Source organism: Alteromonas algae, from assembly GCF_049117195.1.
In the GTDB taxonomy this organism is placed as follows: domain Bacteria; phylum Pseudomonadota; class Gammaproteobacteria; order Enterobacterales; family Alteromonadaceae; genus Alteromonas.
This window is the reverse complement of record NZ_CP185260.1, coordinates 2472301-2497032: the sequence shown is the minus strand read 5'-3', so window position 1 is coordinate 2497032 and position 24732 is coordinate 2472301. Positions and strand designations below refer to the sequence as shown.

Genomic DNA, 24732 nt, shown 5'->3' with positions numbered 1-24732 from the left:
TTTTCAAGGATTTATCATGAACCAGACCGTTACTGATCATCCCGTGTACCCCCATTTGTTTCGCCCTCTCGATTTAGGGTTTACGCAGTTAAAAAACCGCGTGTTGATGGGCTCTATGCATACCGGGCTAGAAGAACTTCCTAACGGCCATAAGCGTATGGCTGCATTTTACGCAGAGCGTGCACGCGGCGGCGTAGGCCTTATTGTTACCGGTGGTATTGGGCCTAATGAAGAGGGCGCAACGCACCCATCGACATTCCGTTTAGACACCGACGAAGCAGTGAATAACCACAAAGAAGTAACCGATGCTGTGCACATTGCAGGTGGTAAAATTTGTATGCAAATTTTGCATACAGGCCGCTATGCATATGGGCCAAAGCTTGTTGCACCATCGGCTGTACAAGCGCCCATCAACCCGTTTAAGCCTAAAGCACTCGAATCTGATGAAATTGAAAAACAAATTCAAGATTTCATTACGGCGGCTATCCAAGCGCAGCGCGCAGGGTATGACGGCGTAGAAATTATGGGCTCGGAAGGCTATTTCCTTAACCAGTTTATTGCGAAGCGTACCAACCATCGTGATGATGAGTGGGGCGGTGAGTATGAAAACCGTATTCGCCTGCCTATTGAAGTCGTCCGCAGAGTGCGCGAGGCCGTAGGTCAACACTTTATCATCATCTACCGCTTGTCTATGCTGGACTTAGTAGAAGGCGGGTCGAATTACGACGAAGTTGTTCAACTGGGTAAAGAAATTGAAAAAGCAGGTGCTACCATTATCAATACGGGTATTGGTTGGCACGAAGCGCGTATCCCTACCATATCGACAAAAGTACCGCGCGCGGCATTTACGTGGGTTACGGCGAAGTTTCGTGAAGCGCTGTCTATTCCGGTTATTACGTCTAACCGTATTAACACACCTGAAGTAGCAGAAGACGTATTAGCCCGTGGTGATGCCGACATGGTATCGATGGCGCGCCCATTCTTGGCCGATGCTGACTTTGTGCGCAAAGCGCAGCAAAACAAAGCCGACGAGATAAACACGTGTATTGGGTGTAACCAAGCGTGTCTTGATCATGTGTTTAACGGCAAGCTAACTAGCTGCTTGGTTAATCCACGTGCGTGCCACGAAACCGAAGTAAACATCGTGCCGGCAGACATCAAAAAACGCGTTGCCGTAGTGGGTGCTGGGCCAGCAGGGTTAGCGTCGGCGGTTACGTCTGCGCAGCGCGGGCATGACGTGGTTATTTATGACTCAGCCAGCGAAATTGGTGGCCAGTTTAATATTGCCAAGCAGATCCCTGGCAAAGAAGAGTTTTACGAAACGTTACGTTATTTCGCTCGCCAAATAGAGCTTCACGATAATATTACGCTTAAGCTTAATACTCGCGTAAGCGCAGATACGCTTAACGCTGAAGGGTTCGATGAAGTCATGGTTGCTACCGGCATTAAACCGCGTACGCCTGCAATTGTTGGCATAGAGCACAGCAAAGTGCTTTCTTATATCGACGTACTAAGAGACAAAAAGCCGGTGGGTAATCGTGTTGCCATTATTGGTGCCGGTGGTATTGGCTTTGATACGGCAGAGTTCTTATCGCACGGCGAAGAAACGCCTAGCCAAGATATTCCAGCCTTTATGAAGGAGTGGGGGATTGATATGACGTTACAAGCCCGCTCTGGTACCGAAGGTATGACACCGCAGCCGGATAAATCTCCACGCGAGATTTTCCTACTGCAGCGTAAAACGTCGAAAGTCGGTGCAGGCCTTGGTAAAACCACAGGTTGGGCACATCGCGCAGGCCTAATTGCCAAAGGCGTTAATTTGGTTGCGGGTGTGACTTACGACAAAATTGATGATGAAGGGCTGCACATTACGGTTGATGATAAGCAACAAGTATTAGCTGTCGACAATATTATTATCTGTGCCGGTCAAGAGCCGATGCGTGACATTGTTGAAGGTCTTAACATGCCGTACCACCTAATTGGTGGGGCCGATGAAGCGCTTGAGCTTGATGCTAAGCGTGCTATCGACCAAGGTACGCGCGTATGCGCCGCGGTGTAATTACCGCGTCATAACATCAGTACCGCATACAAATAATAAAGGCGATTGAGCAAACATCTCAATCGCCTTTTTCTTTGTTCGCTCGGTCACAAAAGGGTTAATCTGCTGCGGGCATTTTGTGCTTAAGCAATAACGTTTCCTCTTGTGCTCGCAACGAGAAGTCGAACTCCCTCAGTACATTCATGCCTAATAGCCCGTCACTTTCACCAAGTACGTCAGCAGGCAACACCAACGCCGATAGGTTAGTAAATTCGTAACCTGCAAAATAGAATTTTGGTATTTGTACCATGGGCGCCTCAATAGTTCCGGCAGCCGTTTTAACATTGAAGTTACCTACAAAAACAAGCCTGCGGTAACCGCTCAATCGTGCAAATAGCCCTGTCGTAATGGCCGTAGTCGTGGCGCCGGTATCAACAATCATCTCAGCGCGTTGATTAAGCGCACGCACTTTTACGCGGTACTGATCGCCTTCTTTTATAAGCGGTACGCGGGTGACGTTATTGCCTAGCGGCTCAATGCCGTTGTCGAAAAGCTCGTCGGTTGATGCGTTGTTGTTATTGGCGGCTTGCAAAGACAGTGCGCGAATACGCGCGGCGTCGGCATCGTCAAAGGGAAGGCTGGCCAATGTGTCTTCCATTAACGTGATGTTTTTCATGTGGGCGTATGCAGTTGCCAAATTAAGGATATAGCGCTTTTCATTTGTAATACGTTGAAACAAGGGTTCGTTTAATGTGGCCATCAGCGTCCATTGCCTATTCTTTTTTAGCTGCTGTTGGGCATTTTCATAACGGGCGTCGATGCTGTTTTGTATTGAGGCTATTGCAGCTGCACTAAGCGGTAAATCTAGCATGTCGTAATAGTGGATGATAGCAACGTGAAGCGGTTTGGTAAGCGCAATCAGCTTTGCTTCTAACAGCAATAATTGCTCATCGAGCGGGTTGGTTTGTAACTGCAACGCAAGTTGATAACGCAGGCTCTCGAATTCTTGCGCGTTAAGCAACGTTACTAGTTCGTCATAGGGTAAAAACGTGTTCGTTTGATTGTTTTTGTCATTCTCATTTGCCCCTATTACGCCGTTATTGTTAAAGGGGCTTGCATGTTCAAATACCGCGTTGCCGTTAATGTTGTCCAATGCTGATGCCTCATCATACGTACTAGAGGCGACTGTATTTTCAGCCGATGTACGCTGCTGGACAGGGGTATTCATACGATTAAACAAATAGATATTAGCCACCAGCGAGGCAATAAGCGCTACCAGTAATGCCCAAATAACCCCAGTTTTCATTGCGTTTCTTTCCGTGTTGTTAATGTGAATACGCGCACGCGCTGTGCGGTAAAACTAGTCAATACATGCACTTCCATATATTTCTTTAAACAGTGGTGGCATACGCTTTGGTGAGCCAGTATCTAAGCTTACGCATACAAATGTGGTTTGTGCATCAAACACAGTTTTGCCTTTTTTAGGGCAAATAAACTGGAATTTGCGCGTTAGCGTAAGTTTGCTGTCGCACGCAATTATCCATGTTGCACATTGAAGCGCATCCCCTAAATGGGTAGGCAGATGATAATTCAGTTCGTGACGCTTTATTACCATGCCACGGTTTAACGCTTGATAATCACTAAACTGCAACCCCAGCTGATTTGAATGTGCCCAGGCGAGGTGTTCTACCTGCGCTAAATACGCCACATTGTTAACATGTTGGTAGTGGTCGATATGCGTTTCATCTATCGTCCATTCTTGCACAAAGGGGGTCTTAAAGAACCAAGGTAACGTTGTCGTGTTCACACCTGCGCCTTCTTAAATTACTGCGTGAAAATAGGTTTGGTTAACGCCTGTCTATTGCGGTACGTTTTATTAAGGTACGCGTTATTGATGTACTTCGGGTAACGGATTGTCTTCGGGCAATACTAAGGTGTCGCTTAATAAGGCCATCATCAATTGTGTTTCCCGTTGCAAAACCGGTTGAATAAAACTTTGCACGTCGCCAATTGCTTTGAATGCATCAAAACCTCTTGCCAAAAACTCATGTAATGCCAATACGCCAGCCACTTTTGCCGGCCGCCTTGAAATAGAGATGAGCATGCCAATGCCTCGTATCTTTATCACGTCTGCCAGTTGGTCGCCTAAGTGGGAGATGATGGCGATTTGATGCTGTCGGTCGCTCTCCCTTCCCACGTAACGGTAGGCTTGAGCATAACTGTGCCTGTCGATAGGAACCCCAGGGTAGTGCTGTGTTAAATATTGCGCCATTTCCATGTCTAGCTCGAACGACAACGCATTAAGCGATAATGCGTCATTCATGGCGCTCATGGCTTTCTCGGGTAAAACCTTTGCCAACTTAGGAATAACGCGGGCAAGATCGGCATCTCGCTGACTAAAATCCTTTGGGCCGTATAACTCTTCAACAAAAAATGCCATGGCTTTTTGATAGCGTTTTTGTTGTGCTAAATCGTCGTGAGACACCAATAGCCGGTCACATTGCCACGTTTGTAGTGCATGAATTACGGGCATAACACCAAGCTTGGTCGCAAGGTCTTTAAGCGCATTCACTCTATGTATATGTTTGATAATGTTTTGAGACAAGCTTTATCCCTCCGCAATCTGTAAACCTAGATTGACCGATGCCGCGCCACCTTTCAAGTGAGAAGGGCAGGTTTTGCTGATATAATCACGCCAACTATGCGTACACCATTAATTAAAGTCTAATCGTAGCGAGCAGTATGATTTCACCAAGCACAATCAACCCACAATCTGAATGTGATGCTGATGTACCCACACTAATAGCACTTTTTAATCAATCGTTTGCCGACTTTAATACCAAGTTGGTATTAGGCAACGATGAACCCGTGTACTTACCCGCCAGTGAAACATGTCATTATCATCAAGTTGTATTTGCGCATGGCTTTTTTTCAAGTGCGCTGCATGAAATTGCACATTGGTGCATAGCGGGAGACGCGCGCCGCTTACAAGAAGATTATGGCTATTGGTACTGCCCCGACGGGCGCGACGCGAAGCAACAGGCCAAGTTTGAAAGCGTAGAAATTAAACCTCAAGCAATTGAATGGGCGTTTACAGAAGCGGCTGGGCGCAAGTTTCAAGTAAGCACCGACAATTTAAACGGGGCACAGCCAGACAGAGAAGGCTTCACTAAAAACGTAGAAGCACAGCTGAATGCTTATCGACAACATGGTTTTCCGCCAAGGGCACAACGCTTTATCGCTGCCTTAACGGCGACGTTTTCACCCACACAAGCAGGAGTCGACGCCGCATGAAAAAGCCTATTTTTACGCTTGGTGTCATTGTTAACCCGTTTGCGGGGATCGGTGGCGCGCTTGCCTTAAAAGGTAGTGATGGCAGTGAAGTAAGAGAAAAAGCATTAGCCATGGGGGCTGAAAAGAAAGCCAACGAGAAAATGGCAAAAGCCCTGAGCATTCTTGATGCGCTTAACACGCCGTTTAAGATTGTGACCGCTGCGGGCGAGATGGGCGAGAGTGTTTGCGCTTCACTCGGGCTTCCGTACGACCTGGTTTATACGCCCGCCGATATGCAAACTGAAGGTGAAGATTCAGAACGTGCTGCTCGCGCGATGGTTGAACACAATGTCGATTTACTATTGTTTGCTGGTGGTGATGGAACGGCGCGTAATATCTGTAATGTGGTTGGCAGTAGCGTACCGGTATTGGGTGTGCCGGCTGGATGCAAGATTCACTCGGGTGTTTATTGTGTATCACCTGCTGCGGCTGGGCAGGTAGTAAGCCAAATGATCTTAGGTGAGCTCGTCAGTGAAATGGACGCCGAAGTTCGAGATATAGACGAAGACGCTTTTCGTGGCGGTAAAGTCATTGCCAAGCATTATGGCGAAATGCGCGTACCTGCCGAACTGTCTTATGTGCAAGCCGTAAAAATGGGCGGCAAAGAAGACGAAGCACTTGTGCTTGACGATATCGCGGCGTACGTCAGTGAGATCATGGACGACGCGCCAGACACCTATTTTGTAATGGGGTCGGGGTCGACCGTAGGCGCGGTGATGGAATATCTCGGCCTTGATAATACGTTACTGGGCGTAGACGTGGTGAAAGGCGGTGAGCTAGTGGCGTCTGACGTCACAGCGCCACAGCTGCTTGCATTAACACAAAATAAGCCGACCGAAGTTGTGCTTACCGTTATTGGCGGTCAAGGACATATTCTTGGAAGAGGCAACCAGCAATTAAGCCCCGCGTTCATCCGCCAAGTAGGTAAAGAAAACCTGCGAGTAGTGGCGACGAAACAAAAAGTACAGGCGCTTAATGGAAAGCCGCTTCGTTTAGACTCGGGCGATGCTGAATTAGATACCGCCCTTGCCGGCGCTTTTACCATTATCACCGGGTATAAAGATAAAGTGTTGTACAACGCGTTGTAGTGTCACTACACATTACTATACCCCGCGCATTACTTATAAATGAGAAAAGACCTTGTATTGATAATGAGGTCGATATTACTAACAGCAACCCGTTAAGGAGATTTACGTGTTACCACCTGCTGCGGCACCACAATTAGTGGTAGATGAAATGGCAAGAATAGAGGCTGCACTTGACGATGTAGTGAACCACGGTAGCGATGACGAACTGTTTATTGCCAGTTATTTGCAAGGGCACTTTGCGGTAGAAGCACGGCAAGTTGAAATGCAAAGCGATGGGTCGTTGGCAATGCTCAACGAAAAAATGCGTGACAGCTTAGGCCGTGCATTTGAAAACAATGAATTAGACAACAGTGATGCCGCGCGAGTAACACAGCTATGGGAGCGTTTACTGGCCAGTAGCGCGCTTATTTAAGCCAGTTGTGTATTACGTTATAAACGGTTTTGTTACCCAGTAATGCCACGTGGCCGATATTTTGGCCAACCCACTGGTTTTCAGGTTTAAATTGAAGCGAATGTAACGGCGAGTCATGTTGACCAAGCGCACTGCGTAAGGGGACAAGACCATCACCAATAAGCTGTTCGTTTACCACGTTCGGTTTGTCAGACGAAGTAGTCGCAATAGCAAAGCACTCAACACCATGCGGCAGTGGAATGGCGTCGCGCTGATCAGCAGGGTAATCAAAGCGACGTGGCGAATGGGTGTCGCTATGTGCAATATAGCCATGCCTAAGGTCAGCGATACCTGCGCTTCGGATTTGGGTTATGCGTGCAAGCGGGGCAGTAAAATGGTGCATGCCCAAGAACAAATCTACCCAGTTGCCTGCTTGCTCTAATGGGGCGCCGTGATGAGGCGTACCGAGAAAAATAATCTTTTGTAAATGTTGCGGCCAATGCGCATTGTGCATCGCACTGTGATGGTGAGCACTTCGTGTAACCAGCCCTCCCATGCTATGCGCCACAATAGACATGTCTAGAGTATGTGTACTTTTCAATAACGCAAATTGCGTTACTAGTTGATTCAGTAATTCACTAAATTGCTGGCCATTTTCAAAAATATGCCTGCCTGTGTTGTAGTGCAAGTAAACGGTGGTATGGCCTAAGTCTTTGGCAATATGGTGGCCATGATCATGTGCATCTTGTTCCCATTGCCTGTCGTTCATGCACAAACCATGAACCATGATAACGACCTTACCATTACTTTCAGCAATCTCGTTTACCAATGCACGCATGTCAACGCCTTCACCACGTTGCCTAAAGCTCATAGGTATGGCGAGGGGGCTTTGGTTTGTGTGTAAGTGATCGCCAATCACCCCATTAAGCGCTGAAAGCAGTGCGCCGTGACTTGCAGAGTCGGTACGGTGGTTTAGGGTGTTAGCAAGTATGTTAAGCGGAACATGACTTCGCTTTCCCACCATTTCGGTGATACGCCTAATATTGTTATACACCATACCGGTAATACCCACCGTTCGACCCTCTTGGTGAGAGGGCGTAACCCAAGACAACGGGCTAATGCGGCTATGCATGGTTTCAATAACGTCAGTAAGCTGAAGTACGGCGTCGACGATCAGTTGGTTTACTTCCTTAGCACCCGACGAGGCGTTACGTTCATGCGTTTTATCTACGTTACTATCAGGCACGTAATACTACTCTTGGTGTTGGGGCTATATGCACCATCATAACAGTAATAGGGTAGCATCGGCGGCATTAATGTTTAAAAAGTGCACAGCGTTGCGCTAAGTCTATGGTTTTGTATTTTTTATTTATGCTACGCTACTACCACACCATCTATAGGAAAACGTAGTGAAAATACGCATACCCCAGATTTTTTTTCTTGCCCTTTATTTTACACTTAGCGCTAATATCGCGTATGCGCAACACGCAGCAGACGCGCCTTCAGATGACGAGTCTGCTGTTGCAAGCGTGCCCGATGCCACACATTTTAACACGCAGCATAAAGGGGTATTCAATGGTGTTACGGTTAAATACACCGCGAATGCGGGCGAAACCTATGTGCGTGACAACAGCGGTGACCCCACGGCTGCTATATTCTCGTTCGACTACGTTGCACAGCAAAAGTCGTCTGCGAACAAGCCTGCTCGGCCGGTAACTTTTATTTGGAATGGCGGTCCAGGCTCGTCTTCTACGTGGCTGCATGTGGGGGCTTATGGGCCTAAGCGTATTGTTGTACCTAGCGATGCAAGTCACCCCGGCGCTGCGCCGTATATCATGAAAGACGCGCCTGAAAGCATACTAGATGTTACCGACATGGTGTTTGTTGACCCAGTAGGTACAGGCTTTTCTCGTGCAATAGGTAAGGGCAACAAAGAAGATTTTTGGGGGCTTACCGAAGATGCAAACGGCATGGCCGCGTTTATTGCCCAATGGCTAACCGATAACAAGCGTTGGAATTCGCCCCTGTTTTTACTGGGGGAAAGCTTTGGTACTACCCGTGCTGCAGCGGTAGCGAAAGTGTTATTAGACGACCACCTCATTAATGTGAACGGTATTGTATTCGTGTCTCAAGCGCTCGATTACCAAGGCTCTACACCGTATGTCGACGACAATATCATTTCTTACATCACCTATATTCCTACCATGGCAGCCACCGCTTGGTATCATGGAAAGGTAGATAACTCGGGCGATTTCGAGGCATTCATTCAGCAAAGCCGTGAGTTTGCCACACAACAATTACTGCCTGCGTTGTTTCAGGGAAACTTGATAAGTAATACGAAACGCGAAGAGCTTGTTACCCAGCTACAGCGCTTTACAGGGTTAAGCAAAACGTATATCGAGCGAGTAAATTTGCGTATTAACGCGTTTCGTTTCGCTAAAGAGCTTATGCGTGAAGAGGGCGTGGCTGTTGGTCGATTAGATAGCCGCTACACCAAAGATGAACGAGATGATGTAGCAGATAGCCCTCGTGCCGACGCGGCCGGTGCAATATCGCCAGCGTATAAAGCGGCACTAATGCAGTTTATGCAACACGATTTAAAGATAGACTGGCAGCGTAAATACTTAAACCCTTCCGACCCCGAGTTATCGGGTAAGTGGCACTGGAGCCCACGGCCGAAGGGCAGTACCTGGGAGCCTCACTATGTGAATACTGCGCCAGATTTGGCTGCAGTACTGCGTAGCAACCCGAGTATGAAAGTGATGGTGGCGTCGGGGTATTATGATTTGGTAACCCCGTTTTTCGATGCTGAATATACGTTAAACCGACACGGCATTGCCCGCGACGACATTCAGTATTTTTATTATCACGGCGGGCACATGATGTATGTGCATGAACCGGCAAGAAAGGCGTTATTAAAAGATACCCGAGCGTTTATTACGTCGCAGTTATCTCGCTAGTGTATTATGTGTAGTGCGTCACTGCCGTGGCGCACTATTTTTCTATTTTTCTATTTCCAGCCTTGCAGCCACTTTTGTTCGTTTTTAAGCTCGGCCCAGTCTATCGGGTAGGTGTTTTTAGACAACACCGCCTCTAGCATACAGGCTATCACTACGTTTTCTTCATCATACTCAACGTCTGACACCAGAAAATGCTTTTCGCGTTTCAGCGGTGTAACGGCTGTCCATTTGCTGTTGCGTAATTTAGCGGGGTTTATTTGATTCATATTGCCTCTACATAAGGGCTAGCTGTCTGCATCATCTATCGGCGACAACATTTTATGCATGATAAATGCGTCTACCAACCCCTGTTGTTTATGATGATACGCGTTAGGAATAGTGCCGATAATGCTGTACCCCAGTTTTTTCCATAAGTTTATGGCAACCTGATTGGTGCTTACCACAGAATTAAACTGCATGGCGGTATAGCCTAAAGCCAACGCGGTGCGCTGAGAGTGCAGGCATAGGGTTCTTGCAAGGCCTTTTCCGCGACTAGCGGGGCTAACCATGTAGCCACAGTTAGCAATGTGTGCACTAGGCCCCGACGCATTAGCTTTTAAATAGTAGGTACCAAGTACGACACCCTCTTCTTTTACAACAAACGATTTATGGGGGGAAAGGCACCATAACTGATATGCCGCTTCTTCATCGATAAGAGGGTCGATAGCGTAGGTTTCTTGGGCTTCAACAATGTCTTTAAATACGGGCCAAAATGCGTGAAAGTCGCTTTTTGTTGTTTCACTAATTTGCATAAAACCTCGGAATGTATGTTACAAACGTAATTACGCTTTTAAACGATGTAGTGCGTTACCAATATACTCGTAGCCCAATGGTAGGCCCGCCAGAGCGCCTGCTGGAACGCATAAAATATACAGCACCCACACCCATCCCAACGCGGTTTGATCTTCAATAAACAACGAAACCAAATAGGTGCCAACAAATAATACGAAAAACGCAGCAATAGCGCCTAGTATCATTCCAATGACGGCCCCTAATATATTTAACAGCATTACACGCGTTTTCCTGTGCTTTCTATCCTAGAACATGAAGTTAAACGGCTAGCATGTCAACAACGAACATTATCCACATTGTGATAACAGCAACAAAGTTAATAGTAAACACAACGCCCCTTAGCCTTACATTTGCCGTAAAAATGTGTACGGCACTATGCACTATTCGGCCTACCACAAATACCCATGCCAACACGCCATACCAAGCAGTACCCTGCGTGCCAGTAATCAGTAAGAGTACACAAATAACGTAGAAAAAAAGGGGCCATTCAAATTGGTTGCTTAAGTTGGCGCTTATTTTTGGCTGAATAGTGTCGAAAGGGTGGGGGCCGCTAGCCTTTGCACCCACTCCCCACACGCTAGGCGCTCTTGTAATAGTGAGTAGGGCATACAATAAAGCACACAGCGAGACATGCGAAAACATGGGTAATAAAAGTGTGTTCATAAGGTGTTTCAACCACTTATAACAATATTATGCCAACACTAGCGTACCAACCGTATTATGCAAAGCGCAAAATAATTACGTTACCGTGCTAATGTTAGGGTGTAGTGAGCTTGGCCATTATCTGCTGATGTGAATGTACCCGTACCGGAAATGTCGACCAAGCCCTGCGTTCCAGAGCCTTCGACAATAACAAAATGACTACTGGCAACACCGGCCTCAAATTTACCGTTGTGCTGAATAACAAAGCCCCCTGATTTTCCATCAATGGTACATGTAACGTTCTCGAACCCAACGAATACGGCATTGCCATCACGGGTGTAACTCATTAAATATTGAAGCTCGCTTAACCCATCAATATCGCCCGTGTAACCTTGGGTGATTTTTGCATGTGTTTGCTTCGACCCATCATCGTTTTCACAATACGGTGTTTCGTCCCAGCCTGTTATTTGAAATGTACCTTCGAGCGGGTTAGTCATTGGTTGCGCCTTCTAGTGAAAACCGTCTTTGTCGGTTTAATTGTTATATAGGGTGGTATGGGCTAGCTATGCCCGAATGTCTACCTTCCACGGAGGAGACAAACGGTTTTCGCCTGCCCAATACAGTTTAATTTTATTACCAGAAGGGTCTTTTAAAATGGCCTCTTTCCACAAGTAACGTTGCTCTGTGGGAGGTTGTTCAAATTCAATGCCTTTCTCGGTGAGCGTGTTGCAAAGTTCGTCTAAATTTTCATGTTCAAAGTAGATTACCGCGCTATTTTGAAACCCATCGTTTTCAAGCGATAACGAAAACGTTGCATTGCCATCGGGGCACGAAAACCGGGCATAGTGCGGCGTATCAACAATTTGAGTGAAGCCTAATGTTAAATAAAAATGCACGGCGTCATTCATATTTTCTACTGGCAAGGTAACCTGATTAAGTTCCATTTTATCTCCTGGCGAGTGAATTAGGTAACCACAGCGCAAGCTTTCTAGTTTCTGGCGCTTTCGTTAACTCGCCATTCGCCTCATCTTCGTTGCTTAAAACAGATTGGCTATAAAGTAGCCAATCCCCGTACCCAATAGCAATAACGACGTAAACCTAATTAATTTCAATATTTTAGCTATTTGGAATATATTCTTACCTTTAAGTAATGCGTCGACTATATGGTCTTGGCCAGTAATACAAATGAGAATGGATGAACCCAAAAAAGTTAAAGGAATATAAACATCGGTCCCCATTTCAACTGCCTTTAACTGAACCAGTACTACTATTGCGCCAATAGTAGCCGATGAAAGCCATGTGTACTGTTTGAGCAACTCAAAATGTAACTCGGTAGTAAGGGTTTCATTTTTCTCATTACTGTTTTCGAGAGTGTCTTGCTCGATGTTTTCTTCAACGCTTTTTGTTTCCATATTTAAACAGGCCTTTGGTGTTTAGGTTCAATCTAGTTTTCGCTTTGCATGGCGCTGACTGTGCTTGTCTAGTGCAAGCCTACTTAGGGAATAAACAACAAGCCCTAAACACGCTATGGCAACAACGGCTGCAGGAACGGCCATTAACAGCATTCCTTTATCCCACCCATAAAATGCCATAACAGCACAAATAATGCCTAAGCACAGTTCAATCAAAAAGTTTTCCCAGTCTAATGAATAACCCGTATCGATAGGCCTAGCAAAGAAGTTAATTTTGTGTGGCATATTTATGTTTCCTTAGCAGCGTAAAAAGCCAATATGACGTTCCTCATAACGCATTCCTTTGCGTATTGCTAAAACTACCTTGGTACACATTAGCATTAAACACCAACCACTTATGGTCTACAAAATGGCAAATATACAAGGTGCGGAAGTCTATATTTGAATCATTTACGGCAACACGCCAAGCCACGGTAGCAGCAACCTTACCCTCCCGAGTGCATGCTGTTCTAAAATAGTAAACTGGGCATGTTGATAGCCAAAATTACGCATTGATTCGCAATTTAATGCAAACTTAGTAACTAGAGCGGTTCTTTCGGTAAATGTTTGAACGCCGTCAGCGTCTGAGATAGCGCAAGGTAATCGATAGAGGCTTGCAATAGCCTCTGGCTCGAAGGCGTTAAACGCTTCTGTGTATTTATTAAAAAGTTCTTCCATGATTAACATTTCCCTGACACGCAACGCTTTGTAGAGACGCAAAAGTTAGCGAAGTAAAAACAAAAGCCAACTTTTTTGTGCTTTCAAACGGGCACAATTCAGCGTGTTAATAAACCATATTGGTTCAAAGTACACCTTATACAGAGGGGAGTAAATAGCGCTACAACGTCTTATACGTAGAATAAAAAGCAGTGTAAGGCCCTGCAACAGGGCCTTACACAACTAAGCGGTTAATTGAGTAAAATGGGCTTACCAAAGCCGAGCTTTTCAAGCCTTTCTAGCTGTGTTGCCGCATCGCCCACCACAACCACATGCATGGCATCAGGGCGAACGTGGCTGTCTAACACCGCTTTGGCTTCTTCCAAGCTCATCGACTGAACAACTTCCATGTTTTTGCTTTTGGCATCATAGGGTAAGTCAAAGCGAGTAATTTCTTGAACCAAACCTAGTTTGTCACCTAAGGTTTCGTTCTTCAGCGCTTGACCGCGAAGCAAGGCATCTTTAGTTTGCGCTAACTCTGCCTCTGTCATTTCTTCGCTGTAACGCCCTAAAATCTCGTTGATTAAACTTAAGCTTTCTAAAGTCACGTTGGTTCTTACCGAGGTGCCTACGCCAAATTGCCCTTGTTCTGCGTTGCCAGTAGCAAAAGAACGAATACCGTAGGTATATCCTTTATTAACGCGAAGCTCGGTCATCAGTTTCGATGTATAAATACGCCCTAGGGGGAAGTTAAGCGCCTCTAGTTTCGTAAAGTCTTCGTTGGTAACCGGCAGGGCAGGGCGGCTCATTCGCAACACCGACTGCTTAGCACCAGGCACATCATAGAAATAGACTTGGGTTTGCTCAATAGCGGCAAATTTAGGCACCGATAGTGCCGCTAAAGGTTCTTCAGCAGGCCCTTTAAGTGAAGAGAACAGTCTTAGTGTTTCATCTTCATCAAAGTTACCCACAATATTTAACTTGGCCGATGCGATTGCATAATGCTTCTTATGAAACGCTTTCACATCATCCAACGTAATGGCATTGATTTGCGCTTCAGTACCCGTGCCCGCAGTCGCTAATGGCGTTGGCTGAGCATAGGTAATGTTAGCCATTTCACGCGCGGCAATGAAATCGGGGTTAGCCAACTGAGAAACCGCAGTTTGGCTGTAGCTTTCTTGCATAAGCTTGAATTCATTTTCATCAAACTGAGGCGCGTTGATCATATCTTGTAGCAGTGCGACGGTTTCATCTAGGTTACGAGCCAATGTCTTACCGCGGATTAGCGTGTATTGGCCTCGTGTTTGGGTAGTTAAACTTGAGCCCAAAGCGCCTAGCGCTTTTTCAAATGCTGCCACATCTAAGTCGCCAGCACCTTTTGTTAGCATATCTCCGGTGATTGATGCGAGGCCTGGCTTATCCAGTGGTGAACGCATTTTTCCTGCATCAAACTCTAGGGAGAATTCAATTAACGGTACTTCATCAGACTGAATACCAACCATTTGCAGGCCGTTGCTACCTTGTGCGTCCCAAATAGTGGGGCTTGGTAAAACAAAGGAATCGCCAAAAGGCGGCTCAACGGTGCGATCAAATGACGACGCAGTGGGTTCGAACACTCGGGCAGCTGGGTCGTACGGCACGTCTTTCTCTGCACCTTGAACAACAACTTCCTCAACCACTTGTGCTACTTGTGCGCCTTCTAACGCCAAGTCGGTTTGGTCTTTTGGTGTAAAGCTAGTAGAGACGTAATGTTGGCCTTTAATGTATTTGTTATACACATTCATCACATCTTCTGCACTAACGGCTTGAAGGTTTTTAATGTCAGTCGTTAAAAAGCCTGGGTTGCCGGTAAATAGGTTATATTCACCCATCGCAATCGCTTTGCCCAGTGCGCTTTGAATGCTGTCAAAAATACTCACTTCAGACTTCGTTTTAATGCGTGTTAAGGCTTCTTCAGGAATGCCGTTCTCTTCGAAACGAGCAAACGCTTCCCATACCGCTGGCAGCAAATTATCGATGTCTTCGTTGGGCTTAGGATTAATGAATAAGTAGACTTCACCAGCGAGCTCTTTAGTGTAGTTAAAGCCTGAAACATTCGTGGTAAGTTGCTTTTCGTCTATCAACACTTGATTCATTGGGGCTTCTTTGCCGTCAACCAAGTACGACATAAGCACGTTTAACGCATAAGAATCTGGGTGATACTCTGGTACGGCCGGCCACGTTAAGGTGAGCTGCGGCAGTGTGGCAAAGTTATCTTCATGCACAAAGTGCTTGGTTTCGCTTAGCGTAACAGGCTGTGCCTTTGTTGCTGGCGTTGGGTTGGCACCGCTTGGTATTTCACCAAAATACTTTTTAATAAGGGCTTTGGCTTCTTCTAATTCAAAATCACCGGCTAACGTTACCGTAACATTGTCAGGGCGATACCATTGATTGAAGAAGGCTTTTGTATCTTCTAGCGTTGCGTTTTCTAAGTCTTCAAGCGAGCCAATCACTTGATGATGGTAAGGGTGGCCTTCAGGGTAAATGGCTTGGCCAATTACGTAAAAGTTGTGGCCATACGGACGATTATCGACGCGCTGACGCTTCTCGTTTTTAACCACCTGCTTTTCGCGGTCAATAATGTTCTGGTTAACCGTTTTAATGAAATAGCCAAGTTTGTCAGCTTCTGCCCAAATGACTTTTTCTAGCCCGTCTTTCGGTACTGCCTGAAAGTACTGTGTCATGTCGTTAGTGGTGAAACCGTTTGTACCTTCTCCACCAATACGCGTGTTCATTTCGTCAAGACCGCCGTAACCTAAGTTTTCAGAGTCCATGAACAAAAGGTGCTCGAATAAGTGAGCAAAACCGGTTTTGCCGAGGTTCTCTCTTCCTGAGCCTACGTGAACAGCAAGGTTGATAGCCACGAGCGGGTCGGAGCGGTCGATATGAAGCACCACTTCTAAGCCGTTGTCTAACGTCATTTTTTCAAAATTTAATGAGGGCAGTGCGGCTGATTCAGCCTGTTCAGGGGCTTTTTTTGCAACTGATTCGCCAGTGTTATTACTGCACGAGACAAGAGCGAAAAGTGACAGCCCAACAGCGGCTGGGATTGTAATTGCTTTGCGCAAAGGATACATACGAAGGTCCTTCTAGTTTATTTACCTAAAAGGTAATGTAAAGCGGCTGCTATGTCGATAATGGCGTTTGTTTAAAGTGTGACTGAATGTGTAAGCAGATGTAACAAGTAGCCATCGCTAATCAATGGCTTATCGCTAGTGGTTAGTGCGCAATGCGTAACCCACGTTTTTTTGTTTTACGCTATTACGTTTTAACACTTCGCACTTTTACTAAAACAACGCAGAAGCGTGGAGGTTCATCGCTAATATTGTGCGCAGCGATGCGTTTAGCCCTAGGATACGGTTTTATCAAATCCATTGCCCTTAACACTACGGAGGTGATGTTATGCATCGCGCCTTATCAACGCTTGTTGTTTACAGTTTACTTAGTACCCCTTTATTTGCAGCAACAAAAGAAGACACTACGTCACCTGCGTTAGTCCCTGTTGAAACGTATCCGAACGCAAGCGCACCAATGCCTCGTTTTTCTGTAGATGCAAGTTGGCCATCGCTGCCTGATACATGGTTGCTAGGGCAGGTTAGTGGGTTATCTATTGATAAATACGACCACGTATGGATTTTACAGCGTCCTAATTCGCTCGGTAAGTTCGATACCGGGTTAGCCGCTACGCCAAAAACGGCGTTGTGTTGCGAGCCCGCGCCACACGTTATTCGTTTTACGCCGCAAGGTAAGGTGGCTACTGCATGGGGCGGGGCGTCGCATGCACCTACCATCGATGGTGTTAATCAATGGCCAGTAAATGTACATGGTTTATATGTAGACCCTAACGATTCTGTTTGGATTGCGGGTAACGGCGAAGACGACCATGTAGTGGCTAACTTTAGTTTCGATGGCACATTCATCAAACAATTTGGCGAGCGAGGAAAAACAGCGGGTAATGCCGATAAAGCAACACTTGGGAATCCGTCTGATGTTTTCTACGACCCCAATGCCGATGAGGTGGTTATCTCTGATGGCTATATTAATGCGCGCATGGTGTCGTTTAATACTAATGACAAAAAAGCAGCGCATATTTGGGGCGCTTACGGCAATAAGCCAACAGGCCCAACGCGTGCGGGCGCGTTTGACCAGTCTCAAGCGGCGCAACCTCAGGCCCAGGGTGTTGATGTTGAAAACCCCTTGTTTGGGAACATAGTGCACTGCGTTAATCAGGCATCAGACGGCTTAATTTATGTCTGCGACAGACGCAACAATCGCGTACAAATATTCAAGCGAGAGAAAAACGGTGATGTTGCTTTTGAACATAATCTTGAGGTTGCAGGGGCAACGGGGGGCGTAGGCTCGGCTACCGACGTAGCATTTTCACCCGACGAAACCTACCTTTATGTGGCCGACATGATGAACGGTCGCATATGGATTTACGAGCGCGAGTCGCTAACACTTTTAGGCTCAATAGGCAGAAATGGCCGCTACCCAGGGCAATTTACATGGCTTCACAGTATTGATACCGATAGCGATGGCAACTTGTACACTACAGAAGTTAACACCGGACGCCGGGTGCAAAAGCTTGTTTTTGAAGGCATAAAATAATGACGCTACTGTCAGCTGATACGTTATGGTTGCTTATCGCCATGTTGTCAGCTGGCGCCTGCGCAGGTTTTACCGCAGGCCTTTTCGGTATTGGCGGCGGTTTTGTTGTGGTGCCTGTCCTGCTTATTATCTTCAATAAGATGGGCGTGGCGAATGATGTTGCCGTGCACCTCGCTATTGGTACTTCGTTGGCCACCATTATTACTACAAGCCTTCGAGCGGCACGTTCTCACTCAACGCGCAATGCTGTAGATTTTACGGTGGTAAAAAGCTGGGCACCGTGGATTGCATCAGGGGTTGTTGTGGGCTTGGTTATAGCATCAGACGCCAACGTTTCGCTGTTAGTGGGGGTATTTGGTGCGGGTGTATTATTGTTGTCGGTGCATTTTTTATTTCCCACGTGGCTTGCCCATAAGCGAGTGAATAAAACCCTGCCACAGGGGCGCACTAAAGCGATGCTTGCCACCTTCTTAGGCGGTATATCAGCATTACTGGGCATTGGCGGCGGCACGATAACCGTATTAACCATGACTTTATCTAACCGACCCATTCATCAAGCCATAGGAACCGCTTCTGCTTTTGGCGCGCTTATAGCAATACCGGGCACCATCGGGTTTATGGTTATCGGTTGGGGCAAGGCTGGTTTACCGCTAGGGTCTTTAGGCTACGTAAATACCGTTGGTTGGATAGCAATTAGCGCTGTTTCTGTACTTACCGCCCCCTTAGGCGCAAAGCTTGCACATACCTTAAACCCCAATATGCTAAAACGTGCCTTCGGTGTTTACCTTGTGGTTACGGGGTGTTTTATGCTGCAAAAAAGCGTAACGTCGATGTCGCCAAATACGGAATTAGTGCATAGCCACTGTGTGTTAGCCGTTAACGATGAATGCTTTGATGTTATGGCGTTTGACTAAAAAGCGGTTTTACCGTTTATCGCGCTATTGGGGGCACGAATAAACATTCACTGCCTCATGCAGCTAGGCAACTTGCTTAAAAGCTACATTGCTGCACTTTCTTTTAGCAAATCAGTATCAAGCTTTAATTTATGTAGCACAGTAGGCGCACCATTTTTAAGGCATTTCCTCATTGCTTCCCGAGCGTTTTTTGAGCCTTCAGGCCAGTGATGATCACTTTCATAAACATCTAGGCTAGGCCACTGCGCATACGCAATAAACTTTCCGTTATCAGCCTGATGTAATCGAGAACCTAAACTACCGAAGTTTTGATAGATTATTTCGGTAGTTTCAACCCACGCCTGCCTGAATTGATTTTCCATACCTTCAATAACGTCAAACTGTAAAACTACCGCTAACATCATTGCACCTTAATTAAAAATCACCATTGTTTGAGGATTGATCTTCGCGCATTAACCTAAAGGGGTAAACTCTGAGAAGAGTGAGGAGATTTCGTTTACTTGAGAAACCGGCACATAGTCACAAACCCTTGAAAACGATACCCACATTTCCTGTACTTTAGCGTTCGAGTGGGCTTTTTCAATAGCTTCTTTAGATGCCCATTCAAATACTTCGATAATGGTTCCATCTTCTGCACGCATAGCAATAGGTTCTCGATTACTGACTAAGCCCTCTGACCTGAGCGTGGGTAGGTGTGCGTTTACAAGGGCTTCAAGCTCAGCTTGCTTTCCTTCTTTTGGCTTATAACCAACAATAACTATTCTACCTGTCATAATTAATCCTCGGTACTGATGGGTACGTAATGCTTCAAAAAACGGCGCGCTTTTCAGCGCTCGGCTTACTCGATTGGTTAGCCGATTCTTTATTAAAAATGAACATGCAGTTTTCGCCGCTCGCCATTTTCCAGCCTTTGTAAGATAAACCACAACTTTCTAGCAACTCAACGTAATTATCTTCGCCCAAGGACCAATGTGGAACGGTTACTCCTGCAACGTTTCCAGTGCAATAACCATCCTCCCTAGAAGAGGTAAACATCAGAACTCCGCCCAGCTCAACAACGTCGGCTGCTTTCCGTAATGCCTTCCTTTGCCTTTCAGGCGGCAAATGAAAAACACTTCCAAATCCAAAAACAAAATCGAACTTCCTCCCGCCAAGATCAACTTCATCCATACTTGCAATAAGAATTTCAGCTCCTAACACATTGGAGGTGAACTCCTCAGCCAATATCTTTGAAGAATCAACCCCAACGTAATGAGAAGCCTTCCTATGGGCAGCAACTGCGATAGGAAATCCATTACCACACCCAAGATCCAACACTGAAATCTTTCTGCCAAATTGTTCAATAAGACTTAGGACATCTGCAACGCCTATAATCGGCGATCTTGTTTTTCGATATTTTGAACCGACCTGATCATATTCTCTCATGAGCGGCTAACCTCCGATTGTTAACGCCCAATTAACGGGCTAAAATGGAGCAAAGCGAATAGCCCGCTGTTTTTAGCCCTGTTGAATTGCTTGTTATGTTTTATGGGAATACAGCCCCATTCTTCATTCCATGATTAGTATTTTCATCATACTTTTTTTCAAGAGCTACGTATTTTTCAATAATCTTTTTACCAAGACTATTGGCTTTACTTTTTAACCTAGAGCAATTTTTTGCTGATAAAACTGACAGATGGTTTTCAACCTCTTTAGCTGCATTAATACCAAAGTCTTTATGGCCATTTTCGTGTGCAATTAGTGCATTGTAATAATGTGTCCAACGCTTTTTTAGATTTACCGCTGCACCATTACTATTCTCCCACTTGGGTAGAGTGAAATTAACTTCGACAGTGCTTTTAACACTCGTCATAGCGCACTGACCATTATTTTCATTCCAATTGAAGCGCCAATTAACAAACCAAGAGGTATAAGCATCGTAGGTGTTTCCCGATTGCTTGATAGCGCTTTTAGTATTCATCTCATTTCTTAGCTCATTAGCCGTTGCGCCATGTATAGAGTAATACTCAGTATTTATATTTACCTTAGGCGTAGCAAAGGCACCACTTGATAAAAGGCAAAATAAGATTGCGGTTTTGCTTAATAATATAAGGTTTTTCATGAAACCTACTTTTTGGTCAGATTTAAAACATAACTTTTAAATAAGCAGCCCACGCATATGCGTACCAGCGAACGAAGTGAGTGCTTTATTTTTTGTTAGGTGCGGTCATAAATAAACCTAAGTACCTTTTCCGAGCCATCCTCTAAATCTACAGTTGAATCTAGTGTTGCACCACAGGATTCTATGAGCTTTGCGGAAGCAACATTACTTTTGTAGCAGTGAATATGCACTGTTGTAATATCAATTTTATTTGCCTGTTCGATGGTTTGAGATAGTAGTCGTTTTCCAATGCCTTTGCCTCGATAACTGGGCCTGATACCTAAACCTATATGTCCGCCAGCATGTTTTAATGAGTCGTTTAGTGTGTGGCGCAAATGGGAGCAGCCAACGATTTCTTTATTTTCGATGAGCCAGAAAGTGGTATTAGGCACCATATGATTGGGTAAGTTGATACCCTTTGAATAATTGCTTAACAACTGAACGAAAGCAGGAAAATCTGAACAATCTAAATCCATTGGATAGGGATAGCGTTCTTCGCTACCCAATTCCTTGATGTAGTCCAAATAACTATTTTCGAATTCAACTAAAGGATTAATGAGCATTCAATATCCGAGAAACATCTAACGCCACGCTAAGTGGCAAAAATTGTTGGCTAGAATTAGCGAGGAACGAGCAAAAGCCAACTGTTTTTTTGTCCGTTTAAGCAACTTGTTATCTTACCCGACCACGAGACTATCATTTTCGACTTTAATAATACTATTGGTGCACATTGAATATACTTTATCTTTTCCTAATTCAATTTTAATTTCCTTTAAAATTGAAGATTTAAGGATCTTATTCTTTTCATTTGCAAACTTATCTGCGAGCACTCTCAAAAGGCGGATTCTTTCTACCCTCTGTTCAATAAGTTCAGCTCTATTGATTTTGATTGTTATTTCTGTCATTTCACCACGCTTGTCGCCTGGCTTATGAAATACATATGGACCACAAGCATAAAAATGATTGCTAGGCTGATCTTGATATGGATTTATAAATGGATGTTCTTCATCATATAAATCACTTTTATTCATGTTACATTTTTGGCATGCTATTCCAAGGTTTTCCCAGCTAAAGGTTAGTTTTGGGAATCTCTTAATTGCTTTAGGCTTTATATGCTCAATATGTTCATGAGCAACATGTTCGACTTTACTTTCACAATACATACATTTATAAAAGGTTTCTTCCTGAAGTGTTACTTTTATATTTCCTTGGTTATATTTATTTTCTAAGCTTTTAGGTACTTTTTCACCTTTATCAACATAACCCATAAGTTCAGTTGTCCACTGAACTGCATTATCTTTTAGTACATCCGGCTCTTTTGCCTTATTTAATTTAATCACCAATATTCTCCACAACTAATGTTACAGCCTGTGGCATATACTCTCCTAACCCCTTCGAATCTAATTCAACCCTCATATCAGAAAGTAGGTTTTCGGTTATCCCTTTGCTAGAATAATTGCTAATAACTTTATTCAATTCACTCTCTACCCATACAGGGATTGTAACTGGTACACCTAACACATCCCTGAGTATTTTAGATGCGCTACCACTTTTATCGATCATATCTAAATATTGAGAAGTGACTTTGTTTTCATCGTTATACTGAAGGGCATATACTGATGCTGATTTTGATGAACTGACAATAAAAGGACTATGTGTTACTACAATAAATTGAGCTTTTGGGAAAGCAGAAACCAAATTCGGTATCAATTCTCTTTGCATAGATGGATGTAGATGATTTTCAGGCTCATCAATGGTAATTGCAAACTTATCTTTATTTTGCGAAAACATATAAATTTGCCACGCTAAACTGATTATTGAAGATACCCCACCTGATGCAGAGTCAATTGAAAAGTCCCCCGTTGCGGTGACAAGGACGACTTCCGGAATTCTAATTTCTAACTTTTCAAAGCCTAAACTTTTAGGTAGTAATAGCTTTAATGTATTCTGAAATCCTTCAAATAGTTCTGCATATTCCTTATTTTCAATTACGTGGTCATTCCCATAACCAAATGTTGCTAAACCTATTAATGATTGTTTAAGTAAATAGCTAGGACTAACATTCTTAAGCCACTCACTCTTGTTACTAAATTTATCAAAAACGTTTGCATTGTATTCTTCGAAATAATCCTCTTTGCTTTTGGGTTTAGTTGGGATTGAATCTACTTCTTTGTAACTGTTTACGGGTCTGTGAGAAGGTATATGCATCCCACTAATGCTTTTTTTATTTATTATATTAAACTTATAGCTTGCTCCAGATTCTACTGGAATTTGAACAATGCCTTCATTGTCATCACTATATTTTATCAGCCCTATATTTAAAAATTTTTGCTCTTCTTTATTATACAATTTAGAAAAACCAGTAAAATATCTCATAAAGCCAGTAGAAGAGTCTTTTTCTGGTGTTGATAAAACTTCTAGTTCCCAACCAAAATGTGAATTCAAAAAGTTTAACAATGTCGTTTTACCTGTACCATTTGCTCCAGTAATAATTGTGACTTCTTTACCTAAATCAATGTTTATATTTTTAAATTGACGCCAATCATCAATAGTTAAATTTTTGAACACTTGTAATTCTCTTTATGATTAAATAGAACGATAATTTAAAACACCGCTCGAACAGCATGGATAAGATAACGCCCGCGTAATAGGCGAGAGCTTGCGAGCGTCCTAATTGACGCGCTTGTTAAGTTTTGATTAGCCACTTTGCTATGTCATAAACAAACTGGCCTACCCAGCCGACAGATAAGACCCCAAAAATGGCTCTATGCATCAGCATTTTGTTGGCTTTGTTTTTGTATTCTACTAATGGGCAAACCCACCGTAAGTAGTGAAACAATATCCTAAAAAGAAACAGAGTGGCGACAAATGCGTAAAGGTATAAGGCACTTACAACAAATGCGTTGCCATTGCCAAAAGAATTTTCTATTGATGAGGAAGATTTGCTACACACCCAAAAAGAAATCGGAAAGCCAAGAACCCAAAGCAGAATGTCATAAACACTATGATTATGAACTTTAGAAAGAGTAGAGCCACGAGCATCGACATATGATTTAAGCTCACTAAACACTCCATTTACCCACGTAGCATCGTAACCTTTCACCTCAATATTGGATTCATTCGGAGTGCCTGTACTAGGCAACAATGAAAGGTCGAAGATTCTAGGCTTGGTAAAGTCTAAGAATATTTTGAAAGAGTTATGTGGATAATAATTATGGACATAACGTAGCGTAGATTCGCTATCGACGTATAATGACTTTACTTGCTCTGGAAAGTTAACGGACTCAAAAACCTCTTCGATAAAACCCCAGTGCTCATCTCCATCTATGCCTGTAATTGTAATCTTTAACTGAAAGGATTCTCTTAAGGTCGCTTTGTTCGCCTCAAACTGCTCTTCAGTTTGCTCGTTTTGCTGAAAAAGGCCAACTTCTATTTCGGCAGCAGCATGCGCCCTCTCTTGTAGTATTTCGCAAAACCGTTTGAGGTCATCCTTATCTAAAGACAATGAGGAAACATCCATCTTCTGACGGTTATTTATTTTTGGTTGTCTAGTTGACTCCATCAGTTCTCCTTAGAAACTTAACGCCTTACTAATGGGCGTAAAATGCTTGGCTAAAATTAGCGACGAAGGAGCGCAAGC

At 44.5% G+C, this 24732-nt stretch carries 29 protein-coding genes; 7 read left to right on the top strand and 22 right to left on the bottom strand.

The features are described from left to right. The first annotated feature begins 16 nt into the window (after window positions 1-16). Window positions 17-2059: an FAD-dependent oxidoreductase gene (locus tag ACOJRU_RS11205; protein WP_421131832.1), complete on the top strand. Its 2043-nt coding sequence runs from the start codon at window positions 17-19 to the stop codon at window positions 2057-2059. Window positions 2060-2156: 97 nt separating this feature from the next. Here the strand turns inward: ACOJRU_RS11205 and ACOJRU_RS11200 are convergent, their stop codons facing one another. The 3 genes from ACOJRU_RS11200 to ACOJRU_RS11190 all read right to left on the bottom strand — a co-directional run bounded on the left by ACOJRU_RS11200 (window position 2157) and on the right by ACOJRU_RS11190 (window position 4643). Further along, the gene (locus tag ACOJRU_RS11200) at window positions 2157-3344 is read right to left on the bottom strand and encodes a retroviral-like aspartic protease family protein (RefSeq protein WP_421131831.1); all 1188 of its coding nucleotides are present in this window, start codon (window positions 3342-3344) and stop codon (window positions 2157-2159) included. 54 nt (window positions 3345-3398) lie between these two features. Next, on the bottom strand, window positions 3399-3845 hold the full coding sequence (locus tag ACOJRU_RS11195; RefSeq protein ID WP_421131830.1) for an acyl-CoA thioesterase: 447 nt from the start codon (window positions 3843-3845) through the stop codon (window positions 3399-3401). Window positions 3846-3926: 81 nt separating this feature from the next. Beyond that, complete coding sequence (locus tag ACOJRU_RS11190) at window positions 3927-4643, bottom strand: FFLEELY motif protein (RefSeq protein WP_421131829.1); 717 nt, start codon at window positions 4641-4643, stop codon at window positions 3927-3929. Window positions 4644-4780: 137 nt separating this feature from the next. Here ACOJRU_RS11190 and ACOJRU_RS11185 point away from each other — a divergent pair, with 137 nt between their 5' ends. From ACOJRU_RS11185 to ACOJRU_RS11175, 3 genes are all read left to right on the top strand, one after another. Then, on the top strand, window positions 4781-5332 hold the full coding sequence (locus ACOJRU_RS11185; RefSeq protein ID WP_421131828.1) for an elongation factor P hydroxylase: 552 nt from the start codon (window positions 4781-4783) through the stop codon (window positions 5330-5332). Next, on the top strand, window positions 5329-6459 hold the full coding sequence (locus ACOJRU_RS11180) for an ATP-NAD kinase family protein (RefSeq protein ID WP_421131827.1): 1131 nt from the start codon (window positions 5329-5331) through the stop codon (window positions 6457-6459). The genes ACOJRU_RS11185 and ACOJRU_RS11180 overlap by 4 nt, the downstream gene beginning before the upstream one ends. Before the next feature lie 106 nt (window positions 6460-6565). Beyond that, window positions 6566-6871 (top strand): YfcL family protein, encoded by a 306-nt coding sequence (locus ACOJRU_RS11175; protein WP_421131826.1) that lies wholly within the window; start codon window positions 6566-6568, stop codon window positions 6869-6871. Here the strand turns inward: ACOJRU_RS11175 and ACOJRU_RS11170 are convergent. Then, window positions 6864-8096, bottom strand: coding sequence for an esterase/lipase family protein (locus ACOJRU_RS11170; RefSeq protein ID WP_421131825.1), 1233 nt, complete (start codon window positions 8094-8096; stop codon window positions 6864-6866). The genes ACOJRU_RS11175 and ACOJRU_RS11170 overlap by 8 nt on opposite strands. A 163-nt stretch (window positions 8097-8259) precedes the next feature. Between ACOJRU_RS11170 and ACOJRU_RS11165 the strand changes: the two genes are divergently transcribed. Further along, on the top strand, window positions 8260-9810 hold the full coding sequence (locus ACOJRU_RS11165) for a S10 family peptidase (RefSeq protein ID WP_421131824.1): 1551 nt from the start codon (window positions 8260-8262) through the stop codon (window positions 9808-9810). 50 nt (window positions 9811-9860) lie between these two features. On the opposite strand, the gene ACOJRU_RS11160 is transcribed toward ACOJRU_RS11165, so the two are convergent. From ACOJRU_RS11160 to ACOJRU_RS11115, 10 genes are all read right to left on the bottom strand, one after another. Further along, window positions 9861-10076 (bottom strand): TIGR02450 family Trp-rich protein, encoded by a 216-nt coding sequence (locus ACOJRU_RS11160; protein ID WP_421131823.1) that lies wholly within the window; start codon window positions 10074-10076, stop codon window positions 9861-9863. A gap of 18 nt (window positions 10077-10094) precedes the next feature. Next, window positions 10095-10601: a GNAT family N-acetyltransferase gene (locus ACOJRU_RS11155; protein ID WP_421131822.1), complete on the bottom strand. Its 507-nt coding sequence runs from the start codon at window positions 10599-10601 to the stop codon at window positions 10095-10097. A 30-nt stretch (window positions 10602-10631) separates the two neighbouring features. After that, window positions 10632-10859, bottom strand: a complete 228-nt coding sequence (locus tag ACOJRU_RS11150; RefSeq protein ID WP_421131821.1) for a hypothetical protein — start codon at window positions 10857-10859, stop codon at window positions 10632-10634. Between the two features lie 40 nt (window positions 10860-10899). Then, entirely contained in the window at window positions 10900-11304 is a 405-nt protein-coding gene (locus ACOJRU_RS11145) for an MAPEG family protein (RefSeq protein ID WP_421131820.1), read from the bottom strand. An 80-nt stretch (window positions 11305-11384) separates the two neighbouring features. Beyond that, on the bottom strand, window positions 11385-11780 hold the full coding sequence (locus ACOJRU_RS11140) for a DUF3224 domain-containing protein (protein ID WP_421131819.1): 396 nt from the start codon (window positions 11778-11780) through the stop codon (window positions 11385-11387). Between the two features lie 66 nt (window positions 11781-11846). Next, window positions 11847-12227, bottom strand: a complete 381-nt coding sequence (locus ACOJRU_RS11135) for a VOC family protein (protein ID WP_421131818.1) — start codon at window positions 12225-12227, stop codon at window positions 11847-11849. A 93-nt stretch (window positions 12228-12320) separates the two neighbouring features. Beyond that, window positions 12321-12695, bottom strand: a complete 375-nt coding sequence (locus ACOJRU_RS11130; protein ID WP_421131817.1) for a hypothetical protein — start codon at window positions 12693-12695, stop codon at window positions 12321-12323. Between the two features lie 27 nt (window positions 12696-12722). After that, a complete protein-coding gene (locus ACOJRU_RS11125) occupies window positions 12723-12980 on the bottom strand; it encodes a hypothetical protein (RefSeq protein ID WP_421131816.1) in 258 nt (85 codons plus the stop codon). A gap of 165 nt (window positions 12981-13145) precedes the next feature. Further along, on the bottom strand, window positions 13146-13412 hold the full coding sequence (locus tag ACOJRU_RS11120; protein ID WP_421131815.1) for a hypothetical protein: 267 nt from the start codon (window positions 13410-13412) through the stop codon (window positions 13146-13148). Window positions 13413-13642: 230 nt separating this feature from the next. Then, window positions 13643-16507 carry a M16 family metallopeptidase gene (locus ACOJRU_RS11115; RefSeq protein WP_421131814.1) on the bottom strand — a complete coding sequence of 955 codons (2865 nt, stop codon included), beginning with the start codon at window positions 16505-16507 and terminating at the stop codon, window positions 13643-13645. Between the two features lie 325 nt (window positions 16508-16832). Here ACOJRU_RS11115 and ACOJRU_RS11110 point away from each other — a divergent pair, with 325 nt between their 5' ends. Together ACOJRU_RS11110 and ACOJRU_RS11105 are read left to right on the top strand one after the other, a co-directional pair. Then, window positions 16833-18038: a hypothetical protein gene (locus ACOJRU_RS11110; protein WP_421131813.1), complete on the top strand. Its 1206-nt coding sequence runs from the start codon at window positions 16833-16835 to the stop codon at window positions 18036-18038. Beyond that, window positions 18038-18952 (top strand): sulfite exporter TauE/SafE family protein, encoded by a 915-nt coding sequence (locus tag ACOJRU_RS11105; protein ID WP_421131812.1) that lies wholly within the window; start codon window positions 18038-18040, stop codon window positions 18950-18952. The genes ACOJRU_RS11110 and ACOJRU_RS11105 overlap by 1 nt, the downstream gene beginning before the upstream one ends. An 83-nt stretch (window positions 18953-19035) precedes the next feature. On the opposite strand, the gene ACOJRU_RS11100 is transcribed toward ACOJRU_RS11105, so the two are convergent. From ACOJRU_RS11100 to ACOJRU_RS11065, 8 genes are all read right to left on the bottom strand, one after another. Then, window positions 19036-19353, bottom strand: coding sequence for an antibiotic biosynthesis monooxygenase family protein (locus ACOJRU_RS11100; protein ID WP_421131811.1), 318 nt, complete (start codon window positions 19351-19353; stop codon window positions 19036-19038). Window positions 19354-19404: 51 nt separating this feature from the next. Continuing rightward, complete coding sequence (locus ACOJRU_RS11095) at window positions 19405-19725, bottom strand: hypothetical protein (protein WP_421131810.1); 321 nt, start codon at window positions 19723-19725, stop codon at window positions 19405-19407. 34 nt (window positions 19726-19759) lie between these two features. Continuing rightward, complete coding sequence (locus ACOJRU_RS11090) at window positions 19760-20377, bottom strand: class I SAM-dependent methyltransferase (protein ID WP_421131809.1); 618 nt, start codon at window positions 20375-20377, stop codon at window positions 19760-19762. A gap of 100 nt (window positions 20378-20477) precedes the next feature. After that, on the bottom strand, window positions 20478-21053 hold the full coding sequence (locus ACOJRU_RS11085) for a DUF922 domain-containing Zn-dependent protease (RefSeq protein WP_421131808.1): 576 nt from the start codon (window positions 21051-21053) through the stop codon (window positions 20478-20480). A gap of 95 nt (window positions 21054-21148) precedes the next feature. Beyond that, complete coding sequence (locus tag ACOJRU_RS11080; RefSeq protein ID WP_421131807.1) at window positions 21149-21655, bottom strand: GNAT family N-acetyltransferase; 507 nt, start codon at window positions 21653-21655, stop codon at window positions 21149-21151. Between the two features lie 114 nt (window positions 21656-21769). Next, window positions 21770-22432, bottom strand: coding sequence for an HNH endonuclease (locus ACOJRU_RS11075; RefSeq protein ID WP_421131806.1), 663 nt, complete (start codon window positions 22430-22432; stop codon window positions 21770-21772). After that, on the bottom strand, window positions 22425-23660 hold the full coding sequence (locus ACOJRU_RS11070) for an AAA family ATPase (RefSeq protein ID WP_421131805.1): 1236 nt from the start codon (window positions 23658-23660) through the stop codon (window positions 22425-22427). Before ACOJRU_RS11070 ends, ACOJRU_RS11075 begins: the two co-directional genes overlap by 8 nt. Before the next feature lie 118 nt (window positions 23661-23778). Further along, window positions 23779-24654: a hypothetical protein gene (locus ACOJRU_RS11065; protein WP_421131804.1), complete on the bottom strand. Its 876-nt coding sequence runs from the start codon at window positions 24652-24654 to the stop codon at window positions 23779-23781. Window positions 24655-24732 lie beyond the last annotated feature (78 nt).